This window comes from Salegentibacter salegens (assembly GCF_900142975.1).
GTDB classification, from domain to species: Bacteria; Bacteroidota; Bacteroidia; order Flavobacteriales; family Flavobacteriaceae; genus Salegentibacter; species Salegentibacter salegens.
This window is the reverse complement of sequence record NZ_LT670848.1, coordinates 3,365,688-3,391,738: the sequence shown is the minus strand read 5'-3', so window position 1 is coordinate 3,391,738 and position 26,051 is coordinate 3,365,688. Positions and strand designations below refer to the sequence as shown.

The following is a 26,051-nucleotide window of genomic DNA, read 5'->3' as shown; positions in this document are numbered from 1 at the left end:
ACTCAAATCTGTGAATTATTTAAGTGTAGAAAATATTGCCAAAGCCTACGGTGAACATGTATTATTCGAAGATATTTCCTTCGGAATTAATGAAGGCCAAAAAGTAGGATTTATCGCCAAGAATGGAACCGGAAAAACTTCCCTCCTAAATATCCTGGCAGGATTCGATTCGCCAGATGCCGGGAAAGTGGTATACAGAAAAGATATCACTACCGCTTTTCTCCCGCAGGAACCCAATTTAGATCCTAATTTAACGGTGGAAGAAACTATATTTTCTTCAGATAATGAAATTCTGAATATTATAAATCGTTACGAAAAAGCGCTTATAAATCCCGAGGATGAAGATGCGTATCAGAAAGCTTTTGAGGAAATGGATGCGGCACAAGCCTGGGATTTTGAAACTCAGTACAAACAAATTCTTTTTAAACTGAAGTTAGACGATCTCTCTAAAGAAGTAAAATATCTTTCTGGCGGACAAAAAAAGCGCCTTGCCCTTACGGTTATGCTTCTACAAAAACCGAACTTCATCATTATGGATGAGCCCACCAACCACCTGGATCTGGATATGATCGAGTGGCTGGAAGAATATTTTAGAAAAGAAAATTTCACCATTTTTATGGTAACGCACGACAGGTATTTCCTGGAACGTGTTTGTAACGAAATCGTTGAACTAGATCACGGTAATCTTTATACTTATAAAGGAAACTACGGTTATTACCTGGATAAGAAAGATGCCCGAATGGCCCAGGAAGCCACTAATACCGAAAAAGCCAAACAACTTTATAAAAAAGAACTGGATTGGATGCGTCGTCAACCAAAGGCACGTACTACAAAATCTAAATCTAGAATAGACGATTTTCAGGATATCAAAGACCGGGCGCATAAACGCAGGCAGGATCACGAAATTCAGCTGGAGCTCAATATGGAACGTATGGGTAGCAAAATCGTAGAGCTGCATAATATTGGAAAGTCTTTTGAAGACAATGAATTACTTAAAAATTTCAGCTATAATTTTAAACGCGGCGAACGCATTGGAATTATTGGTAAAAACGGGACGGGAAAATCTACCTTCCTAAACATCCTCACCGGGGCGATTAAACCCGACGCTGGAAAAGTAGTTATTGGGGAAACCATAAAATTTGGTTATTACACACAGGCTGGGATCACTATTAAACCCGGGCAAAAAGTTATCGAGGTAATTCGGGAATTTGGCGAATATATCCCGTTGAAAAAAGGCCGGCAAATTTCGGCCCAGCAGCTGCTGGAACGCTTTTTATTCGATCGTAAAAAGCAATACGATTTTGTTGAAAAACTGAGTGGTGGCGAACGCAAAAGACTTTATCTCTGCACAGTGCTTATTCAAAATCCTAATTTCCTAATTCTTGATGAGCCTACCAACGATCTTGATATTGTTACACTAAACGTGCTGGAGAGCTTCTTACTGGACTTTCCAGGTTGCTTGGTAGTGGTTTCCCACGATAGGTATTTTATGGATAAGATCGTAGATCACCTATTCGTATTTCAGGGAAATACCGAAGTGCAGGATTTCCCAGGGAATTATTCCGATTATCGTGAATATGAAGATAGCGCTACTGCAGAAGCCAGAGAAGAAACCCAATCTACCGACCAAAAAGACAATAAAAAAGACTGGAAAAAAACGAGCTCTGGAAGTAAGTTAAGTTACAACGAACAAAAAGAATTCGGAAAGCTGGAAAAAGAGATAGCTAAACTCGAAAAGAAAAAAGAGGATATTCAGCAAAAATTCCTCCAGGACCTCAGCGGCGAAAAAGTAGCCGAAAATTCTGTTGAACTTAAAAAAATAGAAAACAAAATAGAAGAAAAAACCGAACGTTGGTTTGAACTTGGCGCCAAGGCGGAATAGTTTGGTGTTTGGTGTTTGGTGTTTGGTGTTTGGTGTTTGGTGTTTGGTGTTTAAAAATTCCTGTATTTTTAGATAGAATAAAAATGAGGGATTATGGGAAAAATTGAAAAGTTTGAGGATATTGAATCCTGGCAATTGTCCAGAATCATTTGTCAAAAAGTTGAAAAACTATTTATCGAGACTGAACTCGGGAAAAATTACGGATTACGAAATCAAATGGAGAGAAGTTCAGGTTCAATTATGGATAATATTGCTGAAGGATTTGGAAGAGGTGGCAATCAGGAATTTCATAATTTTTTAAGCTATTCAAAAGGTTCAGCTTCTGAGCTAAGATCGCAACTTTATAGGGCTCTGGATAAAAACCTAATAAGTACGGACCAGTTTGAAGATTTAAAAATTGATTGTCTGAAAGCAGAAAATAAAATAGGAGCTTTTATGCACTATCTGAGAAAAACAGACCTTAAAGGAATTAAATTCAAAAAACCATAAGAAATCTATTTTAAAGGAACAACAAACAAAAAACTATAAACCACAAACTCCTTGCCCCTAAAATCCTACATAAAATTCCTTTTAAAATCCCAAAATCAGCATGGGTTGCATTCGCCTTTTGTTTATGATTTAGTGACGAATTGTTTTTATGATAAAAAGAAATACAAGGAGTATAAGCTTATAAAGCAATACCGAAAAGACCTTTCAAAAAACCACAATACCATAAAGGTTACCGATTTTGGTGCCGGAAGCAGGGTTTTTACTTCAAACGAACGTACAATTTCGGCGATCGCAAAGAATGTAGGGATTCCGAAGAAACGCGCGAGGTTTTTATTCCGGTTGGCAAATTATTTAAGATGTAAAAACAACCTTGAATTAGGTACTTCCCTGGGAATTGGCACCGCTGCACTCGCTGCGAATAAAGAAAGCAACGTTTTAAGTATAGAAGGTTGCCCCCAAACCGCAAATGTAGCGCGACAGCAATTGAAGAAATTCGATCTTAAAAATGTAAAACTTATGGTTGGAGAGTTTGAAGAAATACTTTCAAAATTATTGGTATTTCCAAAAGAAAGCATTCAACAAAGAACAACAAAAAACAAACAACAAACCAATTTCGATTTAGTTTATTTTGACGGACACCATACCCAAGAAGCTACTTTAAAATACTTTAAACAATTATTACCCACCGCGCACAATGACTCGGTTTTTGTTTTAGACGACATCCACTGGTCGCCTGGAATGGAAGCTGCCTGGGAAGAAATTAAAGCGCATCCTGAAGTAAGGGTAACTATTGACACATTTTTTCTCGGACTCGTATTTTTTAGAAAAGAACAATCTAAACAGCATTTTAAAATCAGGTTGTAACAAAAAGCGCAAATCGGCGTCATATAAACACAAAATTATTTCTGCATGAGTAAAGTCATTGAAATCAGGCAAATTACCCGGGATTTTCCTTTGGGAAATGAAATCGTAAAAGTTTTAAAAGGGATAGATCTCGATATAGATCGTGGCGAATATGTTGCGATTATGGGACCCTCCGGTTCGGGAAAATCCACTTTAATGAATTTATTGGGCTGCCTGGATACGCCAACTTCTGGAACTTATATCCTAAACGGAAAAGATGCAAGCCAAATGGGCGACGATGAACTTGCTGAAATCAGGAATAAAGAGATCGGTTTTGTTTTTCAAACTTTTAACCTCCTCCCTAGAACCACAGCTTTAGAAAATGTTGCTTTACCAATGATCTATGCCGGTTACAGCAAAAGTGACCGGATTAAACGTGCGGAAGAAGTGCTTACCAATGTTGGTTTAGGAGACCGAATGGACCACAAACCCAATCAACTATCAGGTGGACAGCGCCAAAGGGTTGCTGTGGGACGGGCTTTGGTTAACAAGCCTTCTATAATCCTTGCCGATGAGCCTACCGGAAATCTGGATTCAAAAACTTCGTTGGAAATTATGAACCTTTTTGATGAAATCCATGCTGCGGGAAACACCGTGATTTTGGTTACTCACGAAGAAGAAGTTGCGCTCCACGCACATAGAATTATTCGACTTCGCGATGGAATAGTTGAAAGCGATGAAAGAAAAGAAGTTTTAAGTCAATAGTACTAAACCTTCTTTACAAATTTGGTTAGGATCACGATTTGCTGGCCTTCAACCTTTCCCTCAATTTGTTCGGAATTATCGTGAACCAGAGAAATACGTCTAATTGCAGTACCGCGTTTAGCGGTTAAGCTACTACCTTTTACATTAAGGTCTTTAGTTAGAACCACAGTATCCCCGGCTTCAATTACTGCACCGTTGCTGTCTTTATGAATAATTTCAGGAATGGTATTTTCTTTGGAATTTAAACCAGATTTAGCAAAAGCTTTCAACTCGTCTTCCATATACATCATATCAAGCAAATCCTGCGGCCAGCCTTCAGCCTTAAGTTTTGTCAGCATTTGGAAAGCCGTTACCTGAACAGCAGGAACCGTGCTCCACATACTATCGTTTAAACAACGCCAATGGTTCACCTCAACTTTATCAAAGTCTTCCAGTTGTTCGGTGCAAACCTGGCAAGCCATAAAACTTCCATCGGTAACTTCTCCCGGGAAATTCTCAAGGCTATAAACCTGTAAATTATCTGTAGCACTGCAAAGTTCGCAGGTACTATCGTTACGTTCTCTTAATTCCTTTTCTAAATTCATTTTTGATTTTTGAAGTCGCGAAGATAGGATATTAAAGAAGAAAGCTCTTTTTATTCTGCAATTGAAATATTAAGCTGTTTTTCCAATCCAATTTCAATCAATTTCTGGTAAGTAGAGATTTGAATATCACTTAAACCGCGTTCTATTCTTGAAATATAACTTTTTTTAGTTCCGGTGCGTTGCGCAAGTTGTTCCTGTGTAAGGTGAGCAGACTTCCTGGCTTCCTTTAACATTACACCAAGTCTGAATGAAAGAGATTCGGCATCATATTGCTCTCTTTTTACCGATCCTTTTTGACCGTATTTGTCAACTAATAAATCTTCAAATTTTTTTACATTTTTCATCTCAAGTGCCCTTTTCTTTTAAATATTCCTTTTTTAACTTTTCGGCCAATATGATTTCTTTCTTTGGAGTTTTTTGAGTCTTTTTAATAAAGCAATTAGTTAGCACAACTAAATTTCCATCATCCAGAAAACATAATATTCTGATGCTTTTAAAAGCTGTAATAACTCTAATTTCATAAATTCCATCTGTATTTATAAGCGATTTGAAGAACTTCTTAGGAATTTGTCTTTCATACCGAACCAGATCTAAAGCATATTCAATTTTTCGCTGAATTTTCTCATCTTGAGATTTATAGAAATTAGTAAAATTGTTTTTATATATAAGAATCTCCCTCACTACATTACAAAGTTAACTAATTAGTTTACATTATTCATATTAAATTCGTTTAAAAAAATTATATATTCATAAACCTCCTAATAGTAAAAGCTATTTCGCATTCTCAATATATTTCTCAACCCGTGTTTCCAAAATTGGCAGCGTAACCACACCCTGCTCTAAAATTACTTCGTGGAAATCGCGAATATCAAAATCAGAACCAAGTGCTTCTTCTACTTTTTTACGCAATTCCCTTATTTTAATCTCACCTATTTTATAGGAAACCGCCTGACCAGGCCAGGAAATATAACGATCTACTTCGGTATTGATATTATGCATAGAAAGCGCGGTATTTTTTTCAAAATATTCCACCGCTTCTTCCCTGCTCCAACCCATTGCGTGAATTCCGGTATCGATTACCAGGCGGCAGGCTCGCCATTGCTCGTAGGTGAGTTTTCCAAACATCTCGTAAGGTGTAGTATAAATTCCCATATCTTCAGCTAAAAATTCTGAATATAAACCCCAGCCTTCTCCATAAGCCGATAAATACATATTTCTTCGGAATTTAGGAATACTGTCTCCTAATTCGGCATTTAAAGCGTTTTGTAAATGATGTCCGGGTACTGCTTCGTGAGCAGTTAAAGAAGGTAATACATATAGTGGACGATTGGATAAATTATACGTATTTACCCAGTAATAACCCGGTTGGGTTTCATTTGAAGCACCAATGTAGCGACCGGTGGTATATTTTGGCGCAATAGCATCAGGCACTTTCGCCACTCCGTAAGGTTTTCTGGGCAGGGTTTTAAAATAAGCGGGAAGCTTTGCATCAATACGCTTGGCAATATCACGAGCCTCCTTAAGTAAATCTTCCCCGGTTTTTGCATAAAACTGCTCATCGGTTCTTAGAAAATGAATGAATTCTTCAAAACTTCCATCAAACTCTACCTCTGCAATTATTTTTTTCATTTCAGCATTTATCCGCGCTACTTCCTCTAAACCAATTTGATGAATTTCTTCTGCTGTCAAATCTAAAGTTGTATAATAATCCAGTCTATTTTGATAATATTCCCTTCCATTTGGAATTTCAGAAACACCTAAACTTGTTCGGGTTTTTGGCAGATATTCGGTTTCAAAAAATGTTTTAATTCTTTTAAACTGCGGAATCACATTCTTAGAAATTGCATCCTCGGCGGCATTTAAAACAGAATCTTTTTGCACTTCAGAAAGCGTTTTCGGAAGATTTTCTAAAGGTTCATAGAAATAGCTTTCTTTTGGATCTTCCACGATCTGGTCGTTATAAGTAGATTCGTATCCTTCAAAAATTATTCTGGGCTGAGTATTTCCTTTTTGCAATCCTTCACGCAATAAAGCGAAATGCTGATCTACATACGTGGGAATCGCGTTTAGTTTATTCAAATATGCTTTTACCTGGGCATAATTATTTAAATCTCTAACCTGGTAAGCAAGGCTTAAATGAAACCCGGAATCTGAAAGTAGCGGATTTAAATAGGCTTCAAATTCGTAACGGTCTACGTTTTCCTGAAGTTTAAATTTTAGCATTTCCAGCGAAATCTGTTCGGTTTCATTTAAAGAATCGGCCTTTATTTCTTCTAGTTTGTCCAACTGTTTTCCGGCAAATTCGGCTTCTTCTTTGTAATAATTCTCAGTAAAAAGTCCCAAAGGAAATTCCTCCCGATCGTAAGCTTTATGATCATCTATTTCCTGAATAATAGTTTTTAAATTTTCTGAAGCTTCCTGTGCAGATAAGAAAGAAATACATAAAAAAGCGAGCGCAATGCTGAAAAGTTTGTTCATAAAAAAGTAGAATTTTCAATAAAGATAAGGTTTCTAAAGAAATGCAATTACAGATATATTTGCCACGAATACACGAATATTTTTTATTTGGGAAGATCCTCTCTTTAAATTTAAACTCAGTTTAAAATTGTATCTTGTTATTGGATTTAAATTGATGTGAAAAATGCTTACAAAAAGTAAATTGAAGGAAGAAATTGAAAAACTGCCAGAGACATTTTCTATTGATGAGTTGGTAGAACGCTTGATCTTTATTGAAAAAGTAGAAAATGGTATAAGTCAGTCAAATAAAGGAGAGGTGATTTCTGAGACCGAATTGGATAATGAAATTGAAAAATGGTTCAAATAAATTGGACTTTTCAAGCACAATCTGACTTAAAAAGTATTGCGGAATATATCGGCAAGGATTCTAAAAAGTATGCTAGATTACAAATCATTAAACTCAGGAACCGAACAAAAATTCTTTACACTCAAATCTATTCAGGTAAATCGGTTCCCGAAATAAATCATCCTAATATTAGAGAATTAATTGAAGGGAATTACCGAATTATCTATAAAATTTTGAATAACCAAAGAGTGGATATCCTTACTGTTTATCACTCAGCCAGAAATTTAAAGGCAGAAAATCTGTAAATTCATTTCAAATTTCAAACCACTAATTCCCCATAATCCGTGTACCCAACTGCGATAATAACTCCTTTGCATCCCCGCGCGTTTTTTCGGTTTCTATGGCTTTAATTTCACCATTTTCTTTAACTAATTTATAGCTAAAAGCGAACTCAGCATCTGTCCTGGCTATTGGACTCAAAGTTCCGAATCTAAGATCATTAAAATAAAGTTCCCCTTCTCTTTCTGAAATCGTATACCAGCCTTCAGAGATTTTTATAAGTCGTTTTACGTTTCGTTTTTCACTCCAATCCCCAAGCAAATCGTGGTTCTTTGGATGCGAAACAAAGTCAATTGGTTGTGTATCAAATATGGAATAATTTCCTATCAAATAAGCGTTATCAACCTCTACATTTGCCGACCATAAAATAGCATTTAGTGGAGCCGGTTTGGTTTCAATTTTATAATAGGCAATATCCTGATCTTCCAAAGCTTCCGTAAACTTATCAAACGTGTAAAGTTTTAAGGCCGGGGTAATAACCAACAAATAAATACTACTTATTAAGAGGCCAAGATTATTTAGTTTTCTCCTTTTTTTAGTTCCTCTTTCTTGTCGCATCGCCAGGATTAAGAACACCAAAAATGGCAAAGTGTATAAAGGATCTATCACAAAAATGTTCTTATACGCCAAACGGACTTCTAAAGGCCAGAATAACTGTGTTCCCCAGGTTGTATGAGAATCCAAAAGCGGATGCGTAAAAAAGCCCCAAAACATCAACCAGGACCAGTTTTGCCAGGTTGCAATAGATTTCTTTTCAATCTTTGAAATGAGCCAACCAAAAATGGGCGCAAAAAGTATAGAAAATACGATGGAGTGTGTGAAGCCACGGTGAATTTCAATGGCGGTAATAGTATCGGTAAAAGTGCTTGCAAAAGTATCCAGATCGGGAATTGTGCCCGCAATGGCTCCATAAAGCATCGCTTTATTCCCCACTTTTTTGCCGAGAACCGCTTCGCCAACCGCTGCGCCTAGTACTATTTGAGTTAGTGAATCCATTTATGACTTTCTTTCTTTACCGATTTGTAACTTCTACTTTTCGAAAAAAAAAGTTAGATAGTAATAAAGTTTTTAATCCCGTCGTCCTGAACTTGTTTCAGGATCTAAGACGTTGATAAGATCATGTTAGAAGCTGAAACAAGTTCAGCTTGACGAAAATAAGATATTTAATCAAGTTCAACTAGCATAAGAAATAGCTATTATCCTTCAATCTATAGCAATTAATCATCTACAATTTCCATCTTCCGAAGCAGGAATGAAGCATTCATATTTTGGCAAATTCCATCTTTGAATTTATAATCAAAATGCAGTTCATCATTGATAATTTCAGCATCAAAATAATGGTTTTTTACCTGCTCTAATTCTGACGTGATCTCGCATAAACTCAAATCGTGCGTAGCAACGATTCCGGTTGAATTAGAGTTCACCAATTTCCTGATAAACTTTTTAGAACCTATAGCTTTATCGCTACTATTGGTTCCTTTTAGAATCTCATCAAGAATTATAAAATAACGGTCAGTTTTAATTTCGTCTACTATAAATTTTAGTCGCTTTAATTCTGAAAAGAAATAGGATTCATCATCACTCAGCGAATCGCTGGTGCGCATACTGGTAATAAGCTTGATTGGCCAATAATTACAGGCTTCAGCACAAACCGGAAGCCCAATATTGCTCATTAGAATTTGAAGGGAAACCGTTCTTAAAAACGTACTTTTCCCGGCCATATTCGCACCGGTAATGATAAAGAATTCTTCATTACCAATAGAAAAATCATTTGCCACTCTTTTATTCGGATCCAAAAGCGGATGCGCCAATTTTGTTGCTGAAATTCCTCTTTTTTCATTTATAATTTCAGGAAAAACATAGTTTGGATGATTAAAAACAAAATTCCCAAGTGAATTATAAGCATCGGTAAATTCAATGACTTCAAACCAACTTTCCACATTCTGGCGATAGGCTGAAATCCATTTTTCGAGCTTATAACTCTGGCGTAAATCCCAGAGTAAAAAACCATTTCCAAAAATGCCCAAAAAAATATTATTGCGTTGATCCAGGTCATCAATTGCTTTAGAAAATTCTTTAAAAATAGCAGAAGCTTTTTTCTTTTCTGAATGAATAAGTGACTGATTCTTTTTTAATATTTCTGAAGAAAATTCTTCCTTTTCTAAGAGTCCCAGTAAAAAATGATATTGATGAAAAGTATCCTGAACCTTACTCACACTACCCGACAATAAATTAATCTTTTTAAGGTAAATCCCAGTAAAAAGTATTCCTGCTAAAAACCATAAAAAAAGATGAATTCCTTTTAAATAATCAAAAGCATAACCCGCGATCACTAAAATGGAGATCACCGAAAATGCCGTGGGCAACCACTTAATATAATTCGGAACAAAATTCTTATAATTTTTAAACCATTTAATTACGGTTTTTGATGGGGTTTCAGTTTTCACCAATCTGGCCAATGCGGTAAATTCCTGTCTCCATTCAGCTTTTGCTGCCAGTTCTTGCACCGCTTCCTGTTTCTGCGTAATATTTTGTATACCATTTTCGGTAAAAATACCGGCAAGTTTTTTGGTTCCTTCATAAAGTGCGGTTCGGTTGGAATACTGAAAAAACGAGCCACGCCCGAATAAATCGATATCCTGACTGTAAGGATGTACAGGGTTTTCAAATTCGCTTCCTTCGGGTAAATCCTGGAAATTCCGGGTTTTTAAAATATCAATTTCCAGTTCGTTTAGCTTGATGATTTCCTTTTGCTTATCGCTTTTATCTTTAAGATTGCTATGCCTGGAAACCAGGAATAAAAAAAGTGCAATCCCGCCAAAAATTACTGGAACGATCACATTCATATTTCCGAAGAAAAAATAGATTGCAAAACAAATTGCCAGGAAAATCATAAGCCTGATTAAACTGGAAACCAGCAATTTTTTAGAAATTTTAGCCAGTTCTTGCTGATGTATTTCTTTCTGCTGTGTATAGAATTCTAATGGGTTATTCATCTAAATCTTTAAGTTCTTGTTGTTGCTTTTTAGTTAATCCTGCTTTCACCAAATTGTAAGAATCGTCTACTAATTGAAAAATAAAGTCCGACTTTAAGTGACCATCCAGGATTACGGTGTTCCAATGCTGTTTGTTCATATGGTAACCGGGCAAAATAAGGGCTTCATACTCTTCGCGAAGTTCCACTGCTTTCCCTGGATCGCATTTTAAGTTTACATTAACTGGCAGCGAATCCAGGCCCGCCAATGCAAAAACCTTTCCCATTACTTTAAAAACCAGGGTATCTGGACCAAAAGGAAGTTCCTCGGTTACGCCTTTTTTGCTAATGCAATAATTTCTAAGGGTTTCGATGTCCATATGCAATATTGTCATTTCCGCGCAGGCGGAAATCTTAAAAATGTTTTGGTTTGTATTAAGATGAAAAAAACAATAATCATCTTAGATTCTGACTTCTCGACTCGGCTCGAAGTGACAAGTTCAGAATGACGTACTACCACAGGCTACTTCTCAATCTTCGCCTGGTTTTTATCTTCTAAAGTCAGCGCGGTATAATCGAGTTTCCAACCTATGGTTTCCACTATTTTTTCCATCAACAAAATAGTATCCAGCGCCTCTTTTCGCGCCTGGTCTAAAAGTCCGCTTTGTGGAATTTTATCAACTATATAGTTTTTTGCGTCACGGTTAATATCGGTAAGATCTGAGGTGGTAAAAGGGTTTGCCCAGCCTTCGCGCTTATCGTAATATTTAAAATCGGTTTCTACAGTTAGCAATTCGGGCTGCGGAAAATTGGTAAGCACAATGGTTCTCTTTTCATTTTCGCTATTCATTCTCACTTTACTAAGATCAAAACCCACGTGCGCTTTAGCATTAACCAAAACAATAGCCTTCTTCTTCCCTAAAAGTAAACTCAGGTATTTTTCCTTTAAATTCTCGTAATGATAGACTTCAGAAAAATCGCCTTCAACTGTTATAAATTTACAAACACTCCTTATTTTATCCATAATCACCAACGACTGCTCGTTAGTTTTAAGCTTTGATTTCTCCTTATTAAACCTGGCGAAAATAAAATAAGCCAAGACCGCTCCCACGGCCAATCCGATAAATAAAAATTCCATATTAATTTCCTATTTCTCCCAAATGAGTGAATTTGAAGCCTTTTTCGTACTTGAGCCCATAGCCTAAAATACGATCAAAAACCGCGTGCGAAAACAAAATTACACCTATTAATTGAAATACTTCATTTTGCAGGTAAAATCCCAGAAACCAGATTGAAATAGCAAGTCCTTTATGATGAAAAAGATTATAAATAAAAGCACCAATTTTATTATTGAAGAGATATCCCAACATTCCAAAATCTGGTGTAAAAAATAAGACCAAAAACCACCACCAGGCAAAGTCTAATCGGCTAAACACAAAGATTCCCAGTAGTAACATCGCAAGTTCTTCAAGTTTGAGTGTAATTTTCATAAAAATTTATATAAAACAGGTTTTGAAGGGCTGGCATCGTTTTCAAAAGAAGCTATTTGCAGGTTTAGCAAATAATTTCCATCCTCTATAGAATTAGGAACATAAACCAATTCAGTAATTGTAGCATCAAACCGGGTGTTTTTCGGGTAATTCCAAAAGGCCTTATGCGCCAACAACTTACCACCATCCTTCTCCTTATCTACCGAAGGCAAATCTATCAGCAAATGTTTTACGCCGGAATTTCTAAGAAAAATAGCAGCCTCTTCACTAAGATAAGGCCAATTGGTATGCGAATATTTTTTCGTCTGTTTTTCCCTAAAATTGGGTAGCGTTCGTATAATTAAAGCTTCAGTTTCGTTAGGCTGGATTTTCTCCTTCAAAATCGCTTCGGAAATCACTTTATCTTCTCCTATTATTTCGGGTTCTACTGAAATCAATTTAGAAAAAAAGAAGAAGGTTTTCAGCGTTTGATTGATGCTATAAAATTCCCTGGAAATATGCCCAACACATTCGGTATGCGTCCCGTGAGCGTGTGGATTAAACTGAATATTATTAAAATTAACCGAAGCTCCTTCTGAAACTTTCCCGATAAAATCACCGTCTTTCACAGGTTTTATTTTAGGAGTATCTAAATACCATGCCACCGGGTTTTTTTCATCCCCACGCAAACCAATTGAAATATCCAGGGGTTTGGAGAGATCAATAGTATAATCTTTAGCTTTAAAATTAATTGTGGCTTGCATAAAATCTAATCGATTTTAATTTTGGAAGGATCCTGTCTGTTTGAAAAGAAAGATAAGATTTCAATAGTATCATTATGTAATCGATAATAAAGGCTGTTGAACTTTGCAACCACAGCTCTTCGAATATTTTTTCTTTTGAATGAAACCTGAAATATCTCAGGATTTTTGGAAATTAACTCAAGTGTATGATCAAGTTCCTTAGCGAATTTTTCTAATTCACTTATTGTCCAATTTTCTTCTAAATAAGCTATTGTTTCTTCAAGTTCAGAAAGTGCGTGAGTTGTCCAAAAAATCTTATAACCATTTCTCATAAAGCTTTCTAACTTCAGACTGCGGTTTTAAGTTTCCGGAATCAGCATCATTTACCCCTTGTTTAATAGATTCTTTTTCTTCTACAGTTATTTCCTCCCACCAATCAGCTTTCTCACTATCTCGTAGTTCCATTAATTTGTCAATAATGAATTCATCATCCAGGGTGGATAACCATTGAATTAATTCTATTTTCTTATTTTGAAGATCTATAGCCATAACTCAAATTTACGATTTTTGATATTAATTCCGTTACATATTATTCCAGGAAAAACAAATCTGCAGCAATACCATCACTTAAAAATTTTCCTTTAGAAGTAATATGAAAGATCCCATTTTTTTCCTGAATTAAATTTTCTTTTTGCAACGGCTTTGCAAGTTCCGCAAAGTGAGCTTTGTAATTTTCTCCAAATTTCTGAAAAACCTCAGCAATATCCACCCCGAATTTTGTTCGAAGTCTTGTCATTACATATTCGTTGTATTTGTCAGAAACCGATAAGTCTTCTGTTTCCTGCGGAATCTCACCTTTTTCAAGCGATTTTATATAAAGCGGATTGTTGGAAATGTTCCATTTACGGGAGTTTCCATCATAAGAATGCGCTGCCGGACCAATACCCAAATAAGATTTTCCAAGCCAATAAGCGGTGTTGTTTTGTGAAAAATAACCAGACTTGCCGAAGTTGGAAAACTCATAATGTTCAAAACCATTTTTAGTAAGGGTTTCAACCAGAATTTCAAAATGATGTTTGGCAGCTTCATCATCTACCGGTTTTATTTTTCCTCTTTCTATAAATTTTTGAAGTGCGGTGTTTGGTTCAACCGTCAGTGCATAACTCGAAATATGAGGTACGTCGAGTTCAAGAGAAATTTCCAGGTTTCGCTTCCATCGTTCCAAACTCATTCCCGGGATTCCGTAGATGAGATCAATAGAAATATTATCGAAAGATTGTTTGGCGAGTTTTATGCTTTTTAAAGCTTCTTCAGCATTATGGGCGCGATTCATCAACTTTAAATCTTCTTCAAAAAAAGATTGAACCCCAATACTCAACCGGTTAATTTTAGAAGCCTTGAGCATTTCCAACTTTTCTTCCGTCAAATCATCGGGATTTGCTTCCAGGGTTATTTCAGGATTTTCAGCAATCTTATAATTCGCATAAATTGTCTCAAAAATTTGCTGAAGTTCATCTGCTTCCAATAAACTTGGTGTTCCGCCACCAAAGTAGATCGTCTGGATTTCAGGAGAATTGAGTTCATCCTTCCTTAGCAATAATTCCCTACATAACATTTCCACAAGCTTCCCTTTCTTTTTTAAAGAGGTAGAAAAATGAAAATCACAATAGTGACAAGCCTGCTTACAGAAAGGAATATGAATGTACAAGCCTGCAGCCCCTCCCAGCCTCCCCGAAGGGGAAGAGTTATCAGCAATTCCGTATAACAACTTTTCGCTCAAAATTTTAATCTCTTTCATTAATTCATAAACACCCTTTTTCTGGACTGGGGATTTCATTTTTTCTTTGGGAGCCCAGAGGCTTTCCCCCTTTGGGGGTTAGGGGGCTGAACTCGTGGCTCATTTTGCTTTACAAATGCGGCCCAACCTGAATAGCTTTTTCCCACCTCAGTTCTACCAGAATTGTAAAAATGACAAACCGCGGCTGCGAGCCCATCGGTTGAGTCGAGATTCTTTGGTAATGATTTCAAACCGAGTAAACTTTGCAGCATTTTTGCTACCTGTTCTTTACTGGCATTCCCATTCCCGGTAATTGCCATTTTAATTTTCTTGGGTAAATATTCAGTAATTGGTATTTCTCTTGAAAGTCCGGCGGCCATCGCCACGCCCTGTGCCCTTCCCAGCTTAAGCATAGATTGTACGTTTTTCCCAAAAAACGGGGCTTCAATCGCAATTTCATCTGGATGATAAGTGTCTATCAACTCTATAGTACGTTCAAAAATCAATTTAAGTTTCACATAATGATCGCTGTATTTACTGAGCTGCAATTCATTCAGCTGCATAAATTTCATCTGTTTATTTTCCACTTTTATAAGTCCGAAGCCCATAATCGTGGTGCCGGGATCAATTCCTAAAATGATTCTTTCGCTCTTCAAAATAACTTTTTTCAATTTAAAACTCACCAAATTTCAGGTAGCTTCGCAAAGCTAAGCAATTTCATTTCCTTACTCGCTTAGCGAGATTTCAAATACGCCAAAGTTTAGCTATTTTCTCTTTCTACTGTTCTTGAATTTTCAGTGATTTGGTTTACTTTACAAGAAAATTAAGAATTAAAAAACCGAGTATGTTCATCTTTATTATAATTTGTATTTGTTATTCGGTTTTAATGCTAATGCTGCTTTACGGCTGGAAAAAAACCCCTGAATTCTCTTCGGAAAATTCACCTACAGAAATACGGTTTTCTATTATTGTACCGTTTAGAAATGAAGCCGAAAATTTACCTGTTTTATTGAGTTCCTTAGCCAGGATAAATTATCCTGAATCTAAGTATGAAATTATCCTGGTAAATGATGAGTCTGAAGATATTTCGGTGGAAATAATCGAGGAATTTCAGAAAACTTATCTAGGTTTCAATTTAAAAGTTCTGGAAAACCAACGCACTTCAAATTCGCCAAAAAAAGATGCGATTAGTACTGCGATTAACTCAGCTGAATTTGAATATATCCTTACCACTGATGCCGATTGCAATGTTCCTGTAAACTGGTTAAAAAGCTATAATGATTTTATCCTTAAAACCGGAAATAAACTCATTGCCGGCCCGGTTGCGCTAAGTCTTTTTTCAAGGCTAAGTTCTAATTAGCATATTGAATAGTTGTTGTTTGTACTCGTACCATGCGCTATTTGAAGCAAAGGCAATGGCTGTAACTGTTGCCATTTTACTGGTTGAGTTCTTGATTTTTTCAAGTACCAAGAACCAATTCAAGTAATTCTGTAAGTATTTTGTAGCTACCCCATTGAAAGAATCCATGAACTTTCTCAATCTCATATCCATATTGTTTACATTCTGGACATGGTACACCTTATCTACGGTTCGCTGTCCCTTTGAGGTGTTGAACTTTTTATGGGCAATTGTGTTGGCTTTTGCAAAAGCACCATAACTTCTATGGCTGTCGCTGCAGAGTACGTCAGCTTTATCAAGTTTCCCTTTAAGTATTCTATTCAGATCCTCTTTACTGATACGACCTCTTGTGGCCACTTTAAAGTCTTTGTTTCCAGATCTATCACAAGTTGCCACTACAGCTACTTTTTCATCACTTATGCCTGCTTTGCTTGCTTTTTCTCCTCGCATTTTCGGTTTTCTACCTAAATGACGTCCTCCTTTTTCTGAGTAGGCAAAGAACAGGTCATCGCTTTCGACTATGCCCTGAAACTCTTCTACCGAAACACTGGAAAATGACGTGAGCAATTTATGTCTCCAATCAAAGGACGTTTGAATTGATATCTCCGTCTCTTCTGCACTTTTCCTGATACTGTAGCCCGACAACAAACAGTATAAATACCGATTTAACTTCTCTTTCTTTTTTATATTATACCAAAACTTACCTGTGGTCTCACTGAAATTCTTCTTACAGCCATTGCAAACATAGCGTTGAACGCCTTTGAGCTTGCCATTGGCACGAACACGCTTTTCTGAGCAATGAGGACAGGTAACTGCTTTTGCCTCGTTGCTGTCCTTTACTTCACTTTCTTGCAAAGACAATGATAGCAACGAAGCCACTATCTCTTGTTGAACAGTCGCTGGACTATTAACGAAAAAATCCCTGAAATCTGAAGGTATCATATCTATATAGTTTTACACAAATATAAGACATATTCATCTTAGAACAAAGCTTTTTTCAACAGAAAATATAGAAAGCAAACAGGAAAATCTAGTCCGTAATTTTGAAGCACTGGATATTTTAAGCCTGCAGGCATCAACAGCGGGAGCTTTTGGTATCGAAAAAGCCTTTATGTGTAATGGCGCGAATTTGTGTTATGAAAAGCAAGCCTTTTTGGAGGTTTCGGGATTTGCAGGAAATGATAACATTGCCAGTGGTGACGATGTTTTTTTGCTTCAAAAATTTCAACAGGAAAATTATAAAATCGGTTTTTTTAAAAGTAAGGAGGTCATCGTTTATACCCAACCCCAACAAAATTTTGGTGATTTGGTTTCACAGCGCATTCGCTGGGCTTCTAAAGCCCCGGCATATAAAAGCTTATTTGCCAAATTCGCCGGTGCTACAGTGCTTTTAATGAATCTAAGCCTTATCGCTGCTGTTTTCTTAGTGTTATTTCAACTCCTGCCTTACCAACCTATTTTGATCATTTTTCTTGTGAAATTCAATCTTGATTTTATGCTAATCTATAGCGCAGCTAAATTTTTTAAGCGAGAACCTGTAATGCGAAGTTATTTTTGGAGCAGTATTTTTTATCCTTTCTTTAGCACTTATGTAGCTGTTAAATCTCTATTTTCGGATTTTTCCTGGAAAGGAAGACAATTTAAAAACTGAAGATGAATTATTATATTTTAGATTATACCACCTCTGAAAATTACCTGGAGGAAAGAGAAAAATACCGAAAAGAACACTTAAATCACGCCACCGAATATTTTAATGAAGGCTATCTAATACTTGGTGGAGCCATAGACGCGGCAAACGAAGCTGTATTGGTTTTTAAAGCCGACAGCGAGAAAATCGCGGAAGCTTTTGCCCAAAATGATCCCTACGTAAAAAACGGACTTATTAAAAGCTGGTCGGTAAAAAAGTGGAATGTGGTGATTGGGAATTAAATTGATACTGAAAGAAGATCTTCACCTAATTCGTGAATCGCTTTTTCTATTCTTCTTGCTCTTTCTTCTGATGCATTTGCTTTTCCACTGGCATATTGCCTCATTAGCGAAGGATTTATACCGGATTTTTCGGCGATAGCAGAAATTTTTATTGGAAGAAGTTTGAAAAATGAAGCTATATCCAGCCTATATTCAAATTCAGTTAAACCTTTAATTTCATTCAACCATCCTTCATTAAGATCTTCTGCTACTTCTTTATAATCCTCGAATGCAACTTTGAGATTTTGCTTTAATTCATCTAATGAATTTCCAAAAGCACTTACTCCGCCTGGTAGATTTTGAGTACTTCCCCAGTAAGTCCCATCCTCGGCCTTTTCAACATACACACTAATCTTTTTCATTATAATTTATTTAATTCCGGCTTGTTTTAAAATTGAATTCACCGTTCCCTTAGGAAGATCCTTTTTAGGATGCGGGATAGTGACAATTCCTTTCTTTTCGGGATGCTTGAAATGATGGTGGCTTCCTTTTGTTCTTACAAGATACCAACCATGCTTTTTTATCACTTTAATTAGGGAAACCGAATTCACACTTTAAATTTATAACAAAAATGTTATATAACAAAACTGTTATGTTGTGAATTATTACTCAGCTTTAATAACAATAGGCATTTTAAAAACGGTAGAAACCGGTACGCCGCGCTTACTGGCCGGATAAATTTTTGGAAGGGAATCTATACTTTGGTCTAACCACAATCGCAATTCAGGAAGCTGATTGTTTAATGTAGAATCTATTTTAACCGAATCTATCTCGGGGCGACCCGCACTATTTATTTCCAGATAAAGATAAAGGGTATCGTCTATAGACTCTGTAACTACCGGCTGTTGTTTAGAAAGGTAAGCATAAATGTTTTCGGCTACTTCCCGTTCAAAGCATTCCCGTGCCGCCAAAAGTTCGGTTTCGTTTTGGCAGTCTTCAAAAGCCGGATATTCGTCTACTTCTTTCCAATTAAGCGTACGGGATTCCAGCTCCAGCACTTCTTCTGAAGAAATCTTCTTGGTCTCAAAATTACAGGAGAAAACTACTAAACTAGCAATTACAAGTAAACTACGCTGGAACAAAATCGAGAGGCAATTATAAAAGAAATAAGACTTAAATCTCGAGACAGGTATCAGAGCATTTAAATCTCGATTATCGAGTAAAGCTTTTTTCATTGGCAAATGCGCTTGGACTTTAAGCAAAAGTAAGGAATTTTAAGTGAAAGTTTCGCCAGGAAAAATAGCTAGTTTGGGAGTGTTAGCTCAACTCTGTCTGCTTCTTCTCCCGGGGGTACCCCCGGGAGAAGAAAATTTTAGTTTTTCGTTTCATTGGTGGCTAAGTCCAACTCTAGCCGACCTTCAAATTTAATAGCTAATTGTTGAACTACCAAACCCCAGTTCTGCAGTGGGGCGTTCCATTTCTTTTCAATTCTTCTGGTAGCTAGGTAAACCAGCTTCAATAGTGCCATATCATTGGTAAAAGCGCCTTTGGTCTTGGTTACTTTTCTTACCTGCCGGTGAAAAGCCTCTACGGCATTTGTGGTGTATATGAGTTTTCTAATGGGTGCGGTATATTCAAAATAAGCACTCAATCGGTCCCAGTTATCATTCCAGGAACGGATCACTATGGGATATCTTTTGCCCCATTTTTCTTCCAGATCCAGTAAAGCCGATTCAGCCTGGTCTTTGGTGTCAGCCTTGTACACCAGTTTAAGGTCTTTCATAAAATCTTTTTGATCCTTACTGGCCACATACTTCATACTATTGCGGATCTGGTGGACAATACATAGCTGAATATCAGTCTTGGGATAAACAGAATGAATGGCTTCACTAAAGCCCGTAAGATTATCCGTACAGGCAATCAGAATATCTTTTAAGCCACGGTTGTTTAATTGGGTCAGCACCTGAAGCCAAAAATTGGCCCCTTCACTTTCCGAGATATACATACCCAGCACTTCCTTTCTTCCAGCTTTATTTATTCCTAAAATATTATACAAGGCCTTGTGCTTTACTTTGCCTTCTTCGCGTACCTTGAAGTGCATCGCGTCGAGCCATAGGATGCAATATACCGGCTCCAAGGGGCGATCCTGCCATTCCTTAACCTTGGGAATCACCCGGTCCGTAATATCACTTAGAACGTGTGTGGATATCTTGGAATCATACATTTCCTCTATATGAGCTGAGATATCCCGCAGGCTATTGCCCATCCCGTACATGCCTATAATCTGCTTTTCTAAATTATCGGCCAGGATACGCTGGCGTTTCGCTACGATCTCCGGCTCAAAGGTACTGTTACGATCCTGGGGCGTGTTAATGGTGACGTCCCCTTGGCTGCTCTTTAGGGTCTTTTTGCCTTTGCCATTACGCTTATTACCTGCTTTTGAGCCTTTTTCTTCATCGGAAAGGTGCGAAGACATTTCTGCTTCCAGGGCCTCTTCCATAAACTCCCTAAGCATTGGAGCAAAAGCGCCGTTTTTGCCGGTTAGGGATTCTCCTGATAAAAATTGTTTTAATGCTTTTTCCTTTAATTCCTTAATCTCTTCTTGTGTCATAATCTAGTCTAAAAATTTTAATTTAATTTTCAAAGTCTAGACAGACTTGAGATTACACCCTCGCTAGTTTTCTATTGCTTTAAGATTTAGCGACTTTATTTCCTGCTGCCAGTTTTCGCTATCCATTTCAACATCGGTATAATTCAGTAAATATTTTTTGGTGATGATTTTTCCCGAATCATAACCCGCCAACATTTCGCGGTTTATATCCATAATGAAACCGTGTTTAAGCTTTTCGTCTCCGTAAATATTGAAAATTACGCCATCATACTTTAATGCCGGTTGATTGTTCACCAGCTCTTTCACTTCAATTGAAAGTTTATCAGATTTAACCTGTTTATCTTCCAAATAAATATTTTTATCGGCGTCTACAAAAACATTGATTTCAAAAGCATCTTGCGCAACTGCCGAAATACAAACAAAAAGACTGAAGAAAAGTAGAGTGATTTTAAATTTCATAGGTGTTAAATTAAAAGTTTTCTCAAATGAAGAGATTACTTCACTTCGTTCGTAATGACGTTGAAATCAAGCAAGATATCCAAATAGAAAGATCTCAAATAAGCCTGTATTGAATATTTCCTAATGCTCGATGTGGGAAAATTAAATTAATTCTCAGCTAAATGTATTTTTTCTTTTAGATCGCTAATCCTGGTTTTGGCACGATAAAGCATTCCATCGTTTCCTATACTCTCATATTTATCAAAGTATGCCTGGTAGTAGCCAATTACGGTTTCATCATCTGCCATATAGTTATCGGCGGCTACTGCCCGCTCGTATAAAGCTCTTTCGTGATCGGGATTTTCTTCCAGGGCCTTATTAAAATATTCCAGTGCGTTTTTATGTTTTTCCTGCATTTTGTAAGTGAGGCCCAGGCTAAAAAATTCGGCATCTACCGGTTGTTTTTTAATAAGAATTGACATCAATAAATGGGTTTCAGACTTATCTAGATCCCCGGTTAAAGCATACAGTTTCCCAAGGGTATAATGCGTGGCCGAATTTCGGTCTTCAAATTCCAGTGCTTTGTTATAATTTATTATCGCTTTATCGTAATCTTTAAGCCTGTAATAAGCAAAACCTAGTTTGTTATAAATAAATTCTGAATCCTGCCCGAGTTCAATCAGCTTTTCATAAGGCTGGAGCGCTTCTTTATAAAGTTTCAAAGAAGAATAAGTCTGGGCTAAAATAGAAAGCAAAGATAGATTATTAGGATTCACCCGTAGCCCGCGTTTACTATAATGCTCTGCCATAGTATACTGCCGGTTCCTTAATTTATCTTTAGCTACTTTATAAAGCGCTGCCTGGTGCGTGGTGTCCAGCATTGTGGTGTATGTAAAAAAATGTATTGCCGTACTATCTTTTAGTTTTTCCCTGATTAAGCCTTGCTGATATTTAAAACTGGCATTTTTCGGATATTTTTTGTTCAAGACCTTAAAAAGGCTGTCGGCAGCTTCCAGTTTTTCGGTTTTTACCAGTAATTCGCCATAGTCTACAGCAGTCAAAACCCGATCGGGGCTTTGGTCTAAAACCTTTTTATAGTTCTCGAGCGCAATTTCGGGTTGGCGGTTCGCAGCGTAGTTTTTTGCCAGCTTGAGATAGGTTTTCTCTGTTTTAGAATTAATTTTCTGTAGTTTCTCAATCGCTTCGGAATATTCTCCCACGGCATACAAACTGTCTGAAATAGCCAAAGCCGAAGTTTGAGCTTCGGCTTTGAAGGCTAACATTAATATAATAATAAAACTAAACTTATTCACCTATTTGAAAAACTATTGGAAGTGAATACATCACGCTAATTTCCTTTCCGTCCTGTTTCCCGGGCTGCATTTTAGGAAGTTCCGAAATGACACGAATAGCTTCTTCTTCTAAATCGGGGTGTGGAGCTCTTGCCTTTATATTAACCACATTTCCGCTTTCATCTATTCTAAATTGGGTAATCACCCTGTTTGTTCCCTTAAGATTCAATTCCTTTCCTAAATTGGTATTAAAATTCATATTTACAAATCGGGTAATCTGGCGACTCATACAATCTTTCCGTTCTTCATTAGAATTTAAACCTTCACAACCTTCAAATACCGGAACATCTTCAATTATGGCAAAAGGAACTCCGCTTTCGCTATCATATTCTATTTCTTCAGCGTATTTATCAGAATCTTTTTCTTTCCCTTCATTTGGCAAATTAATATACATATCATATTTATCACTAACATATAGTTTAATATAACCCTCTGGCACTTCTTCGTCCCTACTATGAATCGCATAGCTTATTGATTTTTCATTAGAATCAATCGTAGCCCAACTTACATAATCAGGATTGTTCATTAGAAATTCTTCATATTTTTTATGTACTTTTCTATTTTCTTCAGTCATCCCTTCACTAACATCAATGGTGTAACTATATTGAGAAAGAGGATCATCTTCAGCAGATGCCACAGATGAATTATCGTCTGAACAGGAAACATAAGTCAGCATCATAAAAAGTAAAGGCAGTACGAATAGGTACTTGAATTTCGCTATTGTTCTTGATCTTGATTTTTGTAACATAATAATTCGTTTTTTAATTAATGAATGATTAAAAAATTGATTGATGAATGAAATATTCTGCGTGTTAAACGCGGTGTTTAGCAACTGTTCGTAATAGCTGCGTTTGGTAGTGGTTTTTACCACATTTGCATCGGCGATGAACTCGTGCAAAGTCGCAATTCTGCTTTGGTAGATATACACCAGCGGATTAAACCAAAATAAGATCTTTAAAGCTTCAAAAAACACTAAATCCAGGCTGTGTTTTTGCTTTACGTGAACCAGTTCGTGTGAGAGAATTTGTTGCTTTTCAGCTCCAGATAATTTATCTCCTAAAAAGATGGTTTTAAAGAAAGTACAGGCTATATTAGAATTTGGAACTTCAATAATTCTCAACTCGTTATTTTCTGAAATTCTTCGGAAACGAAATAAATGGTTCAGGTTTTGGTATTTTTTCAGCAATAAAATTAAACTAAGCACCACTCCTGAAATATAGGAAACCAACCACCAGTTTATTTGCAATCCCTGTTCCTGCGCTACATTTACGGCCGGTAATTGCTGAATATTTTCCGGTTGACCGCCAATATAGACCTCGGGAAGCCAAACTTGTGAAAGAGTAGAAATAGAGTCTGCCGGAACAAGCGTCGATAAACTTTCAATTTTCAATAATGGCAGTAAAAGTGAAACAAGCGGTGTTACTAATAAATACAGCCTGTTTATCGTAAAAAACGTCTCTTTTTTTAGCAGCAGTTCATACATCAGCAAAAAACCGAGTTGAAACACAACTACCTGAAGTACATAATCTAACATTACTTTTCTTTTTTATTGATTTCCTTTAAAATCGCTTCTAAATCTTTAGTATCCATATCGTTTTTCTTCATAAAAAAGGAAACCATACTTTTAAAGGAGCCGTTAAAATAATTGTTCATCAATTTATTGATGCTCTGGTTGCTATAAGTTTCACGCGCCAAAAGCGGAAAATATAAATAGCCCTTCCCTTTCTTTTCGTGATCTACAAAACCTTTGTCTTCCAGGATTCTCACAATGGTAGAAACCGTATTATAAGCCGGTTTTGGCTCGGGCATTTCCTCGATAATTGAAGCGACATTGGCTTTCTCCAGTTTCCAGAGAATTTGCATAATCTCTTCTTCGGCTTTGGTTAGTTGTTTCATAATTAATTTTTGTCATTTCCGCGAAGGCGGAAATCTCTTATTATATTCATTTGTCATTCCCACGCAGGCGGGAATCTATATCCAAACCTCTAATTCTTATTCCACGTCAAGCTGAATTTATTTCAGACTTTATCCCGAATTAACTTCGGGATTCTAAAGTTGAATTGAAACTAGATCCTGAAACAAGTTTAGGATGACGGAAGATTCAAATTCAACACTGCTAATATAAACTAACATTTTAGTTTAACCTAATAATTTAGTTAAAAACTTCTTCGGAATTAAATTATATTTGATAATCAAAACATTTAAAAGACTATGGATCTAATATTATTTGGAGTTGGAGCGGTTTTAATGATCCTTGGAATTCTGGGAAGTTTTTTACCGATCTTGCCCGGTGTACCGCTTAGTTGGGTAGGATTACTTCTACTCTATTTAGCACCATCAGTGCCAACAAATTACTGGGTTTTGGGAATAGCTTTTATTCTCGCTGCTATAATTTATGCTTTACAGCTTGTAATTCCTGCAATGGGAACAAAAAAGTATGGGGGTAGTAAAGCCGGAATGTGGGGCGCTACTATTGGATTGGTAATCGGGATTTTTGTTCCAATCCCGCTTGGAATAATAATAGGAGCTTTTGCAGGAGCCTTTATTGGAGAAATAATTAATAAATCTGATTCTAAATCGGCTTTGCGGGCTGCCTACGGATCGTTTATTGGTCTTCTTGCTTCTACATTTATGGAGTTGGTAGTAGCGGTAGGGTTTTTAATTTTCTTCAGCTATAAGGCCTGGGAATTTAGAGAATTGATATTTTAAAAAAGAGACTGTTTAAAAATGGTTTAACTAAAGTCTGGTAAATTTGGGCTAAACGAAATGAGATGTAAAACCTGTTATTTTTAAACAGCCTCTGCAAGCATCTTAATGTGCTACAAAAACAGCCTTTCTTTTCTTGAGCTGCTGGTCAAGTTCGAAGATGGTTTTTTTGATGGCTAATTCAAAACTTTCTTCTGTAGAGGAAGCAAAAATCCTGGGACCGGGCGCACTTAGCTCGATCTCACAAATTTTTGACTTTCCTGTAGGATCATTTTCTTCTTTAAAATAAACTTCGGCTCTAATAAGCCATTCATATTTTTCTAATAATTTATCTAAGTGTTCTGATACAAATTGAGTTAAATTTTGGCTTCCTTTTGTTTTTATAAATTGAATATTGATGAGCATAGTAGTAGGTTTTATTGTTAGTTCAAAGTTAGGTTTAAGGCATCTCACAAAATATGATAAAGGTCACTTTGGGGTAAATTCGACCCGATTTCGGGATTAATTTCAGGACATTTCAGGACATTTCAGGAACCCTATCGGTGTCTTTTATGTATTCGGTTATTTTGAAAAGTTCTAACCTGTTTAACCTGAAAGACTTTACAAAACCTGCAATCTCGTCTTCCAAATGTTCGTGTTCCAATCTAAAAACCCTGGAATCCTGCATTTTTTCAAGGATCATTTTTCCTATTTGCTGTCTATGTTTATCGGTTTTATCTAATAGATCCTGGCAACGTTCTTTCAATTTAAGGAGTTCATTCTTCATTTTTGAAGCCACTCTATAATTTTCATCTTTATCTATCCAAATAAAATAGCTATCTAAAAGTTTATGCAGAAAACTGAGATCGTCCCTAAAAAAATGCAAGTCTGAATTCCAGTGTTTGGTGAGCGTATAGAGCTGCTCCATATTGGCTTCGGCAATAAAATCGCCTTTTGGCCTTTTCCTTATACTTTCCATAATTAATAGTT

General features: G+C 36.6%; 35 protein-coding genes. 10 read left to right on the top strand and 25 right to left on the bottom strand.

The window, feature by feature from the left end:
- Nucleotides 1-10 precede the first annotated feature (10 nt).
- The 4 genes from B5488_RS15030 to B5488_RS15015 all read left to right on the top strand — a co-directional run bounded on the left by B5488_RS15030 (nt 11) and on the right by B5488_RS15015 (nt 3,979).
- The gene (locus tag B5488_RS15030) at nt 11-1,882 is read left to right on the top strand and encodes an ABC-F family ATP-binding cassette domain-containing protein (RefSeq protein ID WP_079736007.1); all 1,872 of its coding nucleotides are present in this window, start codon (nt 11-13) and stop codon (nt 1,880-1,882) included.
- Nucleotides 1,883-1,975: 93 nt separating this feature from the next.
- Nucleotides 1,976-2,371 (top strand): four helix bundle protein, encoded by a 396-nt coding sequence (locus tag B5488_RS15025; RefSeq protein WP_079736006.1) that lies wholly within the window; start codon nt 1,976-1,978, stop codon nt 2,369-2,371.
- 105 nt (nt 2,372-2,476) lie between these two features.
- The gene (locus tag B5488_RS15020) at nt 2,477-3,235 is read left to right on the top strand and encodes an O-methyltransferase (RefSeq protein WP_231919749.1); all 759 of its coding nucleotides are present in this window, start codon (nt 2,477-2,479) and stop codon (nt 3,233-3,235) included.
- Nucleotides 3,236-3,280: 45 nt separating this feature from the next.
- Complete coding sequence (locus B5488_RS15015; protein WP_079736004.1) at nt 3,281-3,979, top strand: ABC transporter ATP-binding protein; 699 nt, start codon at nt 3,281-3,283, stop codon at nt 3,977-3,979.
- Between the two features lie 2 nt (nt 3,980-3,981).
- Here B5488_RS15015 and B5488_RS15010 read toward each other — a convergent pair whose 3' ends face one another.
- The 4 genes from B5488_RS15010 to B5488_RS14995 all read right to left on the bottom strand — a co-directional run bounded on the left by B5488_RS15010 (nt 3,982) and on the right by B5488_RS14995 (nt 7,041).
- The gene (locus B5488_RS15010) at nt 3,982-4,563 is read right to left on the bottom strand and encodes a PhnA domain-containing protein (RefSeq protein ID WP_079736003.1); all 582 of its coding nucleotides are present in this window, start codon (nt 4,561-4,563) and stop codon (nt 3,982-3,984) included.
- A gap of 50 nt (nt 4,564-4,613) precedes the next feature.
- On the bottom strand, nt 4,614-4,907 hold the full coding sequence (locus B5488_RS15005; RefSeq protein ID WP_079736002.1) for a helix-turn-helix domain-containing protein: 294 nt from the start codon (nt 4,905-4,907) through the stop codon (nt 4,614-4,616).
- A 1-nt stretch (nt 4,908) separates the two neighbouring features.
- Nucleotides 4,909-5,244, bottom strand: coding sequence for a type II toxin-antitoxin system RelE/ParE family toxin (locus B5488_RS15000; RefSeq protein ID WP_079736001.1), 336 nt, complete (start codon nt 5,242-5,244; stop codon nt 4,909-4,911).
- A gap of 90 nt (nt 5,245-5,334) precedes the next feature.
- Complete coding sequence (locus tag B5488_RS14995; protein WP_079736000.1) at nt 5,335-7,041, bottom strand: DUF885 domain-containing protein; 1,707 nt, start codon at nt 7,039-7,041, stop codon at nt 5,335-5,337.
- Nucleotides 7,042-7,204: 163 nt separating this feature from the next.
- Between B5488_RS14995 and B5488_RS14990 the strand changes: the two genes are divergently transcribed.
- A complete protein-coding gene (locus B5488_RS14990; protein WP_079735999.1) occupies nt 7,205-7,387 on the top strand; it encodes a hypothetical protein in 183 nt (60 codons plus the stop codon).
- On the top strand, nt 7,375-7,671 hold the full coding sequence (locus B5488_RS14985) for a type II toxin-antitoxin system RelE/ParE family toxin (protein WP_079735998.1): 297 nt from the start codon (nt 7,375-7,377) through the stop codon (nt 7,669-7,671). The genes B5488_RS14990 and B5488_RS14985 overlap by 13 nt, the downstream gene beginning before the upstream one ends.
- Before the next feature lie 22 nt (nt 7,672-7,693).
- Here the strand turns inward: B5488_RS14985 and B5488_RS14980 are convergent, their stop codons facing one another.
- The 10 genes from B5488_RS14980 to ruvC all read right to left on the bottom strand — a co-directional run bounded on the left by B5488_RS14980 (nt 7,694) and on the right by ruvC (nt 15,324).
- On the bottom strand, nt 7,694-8,701 hold the full coding sequence (locus tag B5488_RS14980; protein ID WP_079735997.1) for a metal-dependent hydrolase: 1,008 nt from the start codon (nt 8,699-8,701) through the stop codon (nt 7,694-7,696).
- Nucleotides 8,702-8,922: 221 nt separating this feature from the next.
- Complete coding sequence (locus B5488_RS14975) at nt 8,923-10,701, bottom strand: MutS-related protein (RefSeq protein WP_079735996.1); 1,779 nt, start codon at nt 10,699-10,701, stop codon at nt 8,923-8,925.
- Nucleotides 10,694-11,059: an MmcQ/YjbR family DNA-binding protein gene (locus B5488_RS14970; RefSeq protein ID WP_079735995.1), complete on the bottom strand. Its 366-nt coding sequence runs from the start codon at nt 11,057-11,059 to the stop codon at nt 10,694-10,696. The genes B5488_RS14975 and B5488_RS14970 overlap by 8 nt, the downstream gene beginning before the upstream one ends.
- Before the next feature lie 143 nt (nt 11,060-11,202).
- A complete protein-coding gene (locus B5488_RS14965; protein ID WP_079735994.1) occupies nt 11,203-11,817 on the bottom strand; it encodes a DUF4230 domain-containing protein in 615 nt (204 codons plus the stop codon).
- A gap of 1 nt (nt 11,818) precedes the next feature.
- Entirely contained in the window at nt 11,819-12,169 is a 351-nt protein-coding gene (locus B5488_RS14960; protein ID WP_079735993.1) for a DUF4260 domain-containing protein, read from the bottom strand.
- Nucleotides 12,166-12,912: a cyclase family protein gene (locus B5488_RS14955; protein ID WP_079735992.1), complete on the bottom strand. Its 747-nt coding sequence runs from the start codon at nt 12,910-12,912 to the stop codon at nt 12,166-12,168. The genes B5488_RS14960 and B5488_RS14955 overlap by 4 nt, the downstream gene beginning before the upstream one ends.
- Nucleotides 12,913-12,917: 5 nt before the next feature.
- Nucleotides 12,918-13,223 (bottom strand): type II toxin-antitoxin system RelE/ParE family toxin, encoded by a 306-nt coding sequence (locus B5488_RS14950; protein ID WP_079735991.1) that lies wholly within the window; start codon nt 13,221-13,223, stop codon nt 12,918-12,920.
- Nucleotides 13,207-13,440 (bottom strand): hypothetical protein, encoded by a 234-nt coding sequence (locus B5488_RS14945; RefSeq protein WP_079735990.1) that lies wholly within the window; start codon nt 13,438-13,440, stop codon nt 13,207-13,209. Before B5488_RS14945 ends, B5488_RS14950 begins: the two co-directional genes overlap by 17 nt.
- A 40-nt stretch (nt 13,441-13,480) precedes the next feature.
- Nucleotides 13,481-14,728: a radical SAM family heme chaperone HemW gene (gene hemW / locus B5488_RS14940; RefSeq protein WP_231919748.1), complete on the bottom strand. Its 1,248-nt coding sequence runs from the start codon at nt 14,726-14,728 to the stop codon at nt 13,481-13,483.
- The gene (ruvC, locus tag B5488_RS14935; RefSeq protein WP_079736638.1) at nt 14,725-15,324 is read right to left on the bottom strand and encodes a crossover junction endodeoxyribonuclease RuvC; all 600 of its coding nucleotides are present in this window, start codon (nt 15,322-15,324) and stop codon (nt 14,725-14,727) included. Before ruvC ends, hemW begins: the two co-directional genes overlap by 4 nt.
- A gap of 188 nt (nt 15,325-15,512) precedes the next feature.
- Here ruvC and B5488_RS14930 point away from each other — a divergent pair, with 188 nt between their 5' ends.
- A complete protein-coding gene (locus tag B5488_RS14930) occupies nt 15,513-16,028 on the top strand; it encodes a glycosyltransferase (RefSeq protein WP_079735989.1) in 516 nt (171 codons plus the stop codon).
- On the opposite strand, the gene B5488_RS14925 is transcribed toward B5488_RS14930, so the two are convergent.
- Nucleotides 16,014-17,009, bottom strand: coding sequence for an IS1595 family transposase (locus B5488_RS14925; RefSeq protein WP_079733415.1), 996 nt, complete (start codon nt 17,007-17,009; stop codon nt 16,014-16,016). The two genes, B5488_RS14930 and B5488_RS14925, sit on opposite strands and share 15 nt — an antisense overlap.
- 22 nt (nt 17,010-17,031) lie before the next feature.
- On the opposite strand from B5488_RS14925, the gene B5488_RS14920 reads away from it, so the two are divergent.
- Both B5488_RS14920 and B5488_RS14915 read left to right on the top strand, forming a co-directional pair.
- Nucleotides 17,032-17,718, top strand: a complete 687-nt coding sequence (locus tag B5488_RS14920; RefSeq protein ID WP_106197185.1) for a glycosyltransferase family 2 protein — start codon at nt 17,032-17,034, stop codon at nt 17,716-17,718.
- 2 nt (nt 17,719-17,720) lie between these two features.
- A complete protein-coding gene (locus B5488_RS14915; RefSeq protein WP_079735987.1) occupies nt 17,721-17,996 on the top strand; it encodes a YciI-like protein in 276 nt (91 codons plus the stop codon).
- Here B5488_RS14915 and B5488_RS14910 read toward each other — a convergent pair.
- The 8 genes from B5488_RS14910 to B5488_RS14875 form a co-directional block, all read right to left on the bottom strand.
- Complete coding sequence (locus tag B5488_RS14910) at nt 17,993-18,397, bottom strand: type II toxin-antitoxin system HicB family antitoxin (protein ID WP_079735986.1); 405 nt, start codon at nt 18,395-18,397, stop codon at nt 17,993-17,995. The genes B5488_RS14915 and B5488_RS14910 overlap by 4 nt on opposite strands.
- A gap of 6 nt (nt 18,398-18,403) precedes the next feature.
- The gene (locus B5488_RS14905) at nt 18,404-18,586 is read right to left on the bottom strand and encodes a type II toxin-antitoxin system HicA family toxin (RefSeq protein WP_079735985.1); all 183 of its coding nucleotides are present in this window, start codon (nt 18,584-18,586) and stop codon (nt 18,404-18,406) included.
- Between the two features lie 54 nt (nt 18,587-18,640).
- Nucleotides 18,641-19,237: a hypothetical protein gene (locus B5488_RS14900; RefSeq protein WP_231919746.1), complete on the bottom strand. Its 597-nt coding sequence runs from the start codon at nt 19,235-19,237 to the stop codon at nt 18,641-18,643.
- Nucleotides 19,238-19,347: 110 nt separating this feature from the next.
- A complete protein-coding gene (locus B5488_RS14895; RefSeq protein ID WP_079733433.1) occupies nt 19,348-20,586 on the bottom strand; it encodes an IS256 family transposase in 1,239 nt (412 codons plus the stop codon).
- Nucleotides 20,587-20,649: 63 nt separating this feature from the next.
- A complete protein-coding gene (locus B5488_RS14890) occupies nt 20,650-21,045 on the bottom strand; it encodes an ExbD/TolR family protein (RefSeq protein WP_079735984.1) in 396 nt (131 codons plus the stop codon).
- A 146-nt stretch (nt 21,046-21,191) separates the two neighbouring features.
- Nucleotides 21,192-22,307 (bottom strand): tetratricopeptide repeat protein, encoded by a 1,116-nt coding sequence (locus tag B5488_RS14885; protein WP_079735983.1) that lies wholly within the window; start codon nt 22,305-22,307, stop codon nt 21,192-21,194.
- Nucleotides 22,308-22,329: 22 nt separating this feature from the next.
- Nucleotides 22,330-23,910 carry a M56 family metallopeptidase gene (locus tag B5488_RS14880; RefSeq protein WP_079735982.1) on the bottom strand — a complete coding sequence of 527 codons (1,581 nt, stop codon included), beginning with the start codon at nt 23,908-23,910 and terminating at the stop codon, nt 22,330-22,332.
- Nucleotides 23,910-24,272, bottom strand: coding sequence for a BlaI/MecI/CopY family transcriptional regulator (locus tag B5488_RS14875; protein ID WP_057482135.1), 363 nt, complete (start codon nt 24,270-24,272; stop codon nt 23,910-23,912). Before B5488_RS14875 ends, B5488_RS14880 begins: the two co-directional genes overlap by 1 nt.
- Before the next feature lie 315 nt (nt 24,273-24,587).
- On the opposite strand from B5488_RS14875, the gene B5488_RS14870 reads away from it, so the two are divergent.
- A complete protein-coding gene (locus tag B5488_RS14870; protein ID WP_079735981.1) occupies nt 24,588-25,085 on the top strand; it encodes a DUF456 domain-containing protein in 498 nt (165 codons plus the stop codon).
- 102 nt (nt 25,086-25,187) lie between these two features.
- On the opposite strand, the gene B5488_RS14865 is transcribed toward B5488_RS14870, so the two are convergent.
- Nucleotides 25,188-25,487 carry an HPF/RaiA family ribosome-associated protein gene (locus B5488_RS14865; protein ID WP_079735980.1) on the bottom strand — a complete coding sequence of 100 codons (300 nt, stop codon included), beginning with the start codon at nt 25,485-25,487 and terminating at the stop codon, nt 25,188-25,190.
- A gap of 112 nt (nt 25,488-25,599) precedes the next feature.
- A complete protein-coding gene (locus B5488_RS14860; RefSeq protein WP_079735979.1) occupies nt 25,600-26,040 on the bottom strand; it encodes a hypothetical protein in 441 nt (146 codons plus the stop codon).
- Between the last annotated feature and the right edge of the window lie 11 nt (nt 26,041-26,051).